The sequence below is a fragment of the Methyloceanibacter sp. genome (assembly GCF_035650995.1).
In the GTDB taxonomy this organism is placed as follows: Bacteria; Pseudomonadota; Alphaproteobacteria; order Rhizobiales; family Methyloligellaceae; genus Methyloceanibacter.
Window position 1 is genome coordinate 1 of the sequence record NZ_DASRGO010000071.1, and the last position, 2,583, is coordinate 2,583.

The 2,583-nt window shown below is 64.6% G+C and carries 3 protein-coding genes and 1 pseudogene; all 4 read left to right on the top strand.

The features are described 5' to 3' along the window. Positions 1-905, top strand: a 905-nt coding sequence (locus VFB18_RS05800; protein WP_324972116.1) for an ABC transporter substrate-binding protein, incomplete at its 5' end; no start/stop codon positions are given. A 32-nt stretch (positions 906-937) separates the two neighbouring features. Continuing rightward, positions 938-1,507: an SRPBCC family protein gene (locus VFB18_RS05805; RefSeq protein WP_324972118.1), complete on the top strand. Its 570-nt coding sequence runs from the start codon at positions 938-940 to the stop codon at positions 1,505-1,507. A 97-nt stretch (positions 1,508-1,604) separates the two neighbouring features. Further along, positions 1,605-2,234: a hypothetical protein gene (locus tag VFB18_RS05810; RefSeq protein ID WP_324972121.1), complete on the top strand. Its 630-nt coding sequence runs from the start codon at positions 1,605-1,607 to the stop codon at positions 2,232-2,234. A 139-nt stretch (positions 2,235-2,373) separates the two neighbouring features. Next, positions 2,374-2,583 (top strand): annotated as a pseudogene (locus VFB18_RS05815) (hypothetical protein); the annotation flags it as partial.

Sequence of the window (2,583 nt, forward strand, 5' to 3'; positions counted from 1 at the left end):
CCGGCAACGTGGACGAGATCGTGTTCACGCCCATCAAGGAGCCGGCCACCCGCGTGGCGGCGCTGCTCGCCGGCGACGTCGATTTCATCGCGCCGGTGCCGCCGACCGATTTCGCCCGCATCGGGGCCGATCCCTGTTGCACGCTTATCACCATGCCAAGCACGCGCATCATCACCTTCGAGCTCAACCAGAAGCGCGTCGAGGCCTTCAAAGACCCGCGCGTCAGGCTCGCCATCAACTTCGCCATCAACCGCGAAGGCATCGCCGAGAAGATTCTGCGCGGGTCCGGCACCGCGGCGGGCGAGCTCAGCCCGCCGGGCTATGCCGGCTACGATCCTGCGCTTGTCCCGCGCTACGACCTCGACAAGGCACGCGCCTTGATGAAGGAAGCAGGCTACGAGAACGGCTTCTCGGTGACGATGATGGCCCCCAATAACCGCTACATCGAGGATGCCCGCATCGCCGAGGCGGTCGCCGCCATGCTCGCCAAGATCAACATCAAGGTCGATCTCCAGACAGTGCCCAAGGCACAATACTGGCAGCGCTTCGACGAGCGCGCCGCCGACATCATGATGATCGGCTGGCAGTCCGACACGCAGGATTCGGCGAATTTCTATGAGTTTCTGACCATGACTCCCGACAAGGCGACGGGCTATGGCCAGTACAACGCCGGCAATTATTCGAACCCCGAGGTGGACCGGCTCACGCTTTCGACGCAGACCATGACCGATCCCAAGGCGCGCGCGGAAGTGCTCAAAAAGATCGAGCGCATTCTCTACGACGATGCGGCGCTCGTCCCGCTGCATTGGCAGCATCTCTCCTGGGCCGCGCGCAAGAACCTCGACCTCGGCGCCGTGGTCAACGTCATCGACATGCCTTATCTCGGTGATCTGGTGATCCACTAAAAGCCTTGTCCAAGAGCTTGAGGGAGGCCTCGATGCTGAAGAAGATTCTCATTGCGATCGTCGTGATTATCGCCGCGCTTCTGATCGTCGTTGCGGTTCAACCCTCGGAGTTTAGGGTCGAGCGGACGGCCGTCATCGCTGCTCCCGCCGGCGCCGTTTTCGAGCAGGTGAACAATCTGCGCAAATGGGACGCCTGGTCGCCTTGGGCCAAGCTCGACCCTTCCGCGAAGGTCACCTTCGACGGGCCTGACGCGGGCGCTGGCGCCGCGATGGGCTGGTCGGGCAGCGAAAAGATCGGCGAGGGAAAGATGACCATCGTCGAGAGCAGGCCGAACGAGGACATCAAGATCAAGGTCGATATCATCAAGCCGCACCGGGGCTCGATCGACTCGGAGTTCGGCTTCAAGCCGGATGGCGACAAGACCGACGTGAGCTGGGTCATGAGCGGGCACCAGAATTTCGTCCAGAAGGCGTTCTGTCTGATCATGAACGGCAAGAAAATGATGGGCGATGATCTCGAGGGGGCTCGCCCAGCTCAAATCCGTGGCCGAGCAGGGCAAGAGCTAGCCGCCACCGGCGCGGGAACGCGAGCCGCATGGTGAAGCCCGGTCAGACGGGGTATAGTGCCGGGAATTGACGGAGCGCGTCAGGGGGACTGTCCTGGGGGGCGGGGGCACACGCTCGGCCCGCCCATTGGCCATGAAGTGGGATGTCCTGCGCCTGGATATCTTGCCGAGGCCGCCGCCGCGGCCCCGCGCCGTTGCGGTTGCCGCTCTGATCGGCGTCGCGACCGGATTGATCTCGAGTCTGCCGTCGCCGTTGCCGGATGTCAGGCTGCAAAACCCCGACGTGCTGATCAACGCCGAAGGCGTTCCGCTTCACGCGGGCATTGCCTTCGGGGCAGGGGTCGGGCTCATATCGTGGCTGTGGGCCAAGCGCGACCCCGGAAAATGCCTGCTCGCCATGGCGTTGACGCTGATGGGCTGGCTCGCCGCGGTGAATACGGCGAACGACGCGATGCAGGCCGTGGTCGGCTCGGAACTATTCGGCACCGTCGAAGGCGCCAAGGCGAGCCGGGAGGTCGTGGGTTGGGTCTTGGGCGGGCTGTTCGGTGGCGCGGTCGGCGCAGGGTTGACGGCCTTCGGTGCGGGCGTCCCGGGAGAAGCCATCAGGCGCCCGCAAGCCTGGGGCCTGATCGTCGTCACCGGCACTCTGTTCGGACTTCTGCTCTATCCCGCCGCTCTCGCCGATCTGGTCGCCTTGCTGTTCGTGCCTTGGCAGGCGGCCGTCTTGGCCGCAATCGCCTACGGCCTCTCCCGGCGGAGTTGATCGGACCTCTCCCCGTCGTGAAAAGGTCGCACCGAAACCTGAAAGGCTTCGGTGCGGGTGAGGGGGCATCCATTGAATCCTTATCCCTTTCACCCCAGCCCTCTCCCTGGAGGGAAGAGGGGAGACGAGTATACGGGCCATGAGAGCGGCTGCCGCAGCGCTTGCCTTCAGCATGCGCCGTCTCGCCCAGGCTCTGCTCGTCATGCTGGCGATCCTCGTCATCGCGTTTGCCGTGCGCTCGGCGCTCGGCGATCCGCTGCGCGAGATCGTAGGCGAGGCGGTGCCCGAGGCCGAACGCGAGGCGCTTCGCCATCAGCTCGGGCTCGATGCGCCGTGGCCAGTGCAGCTC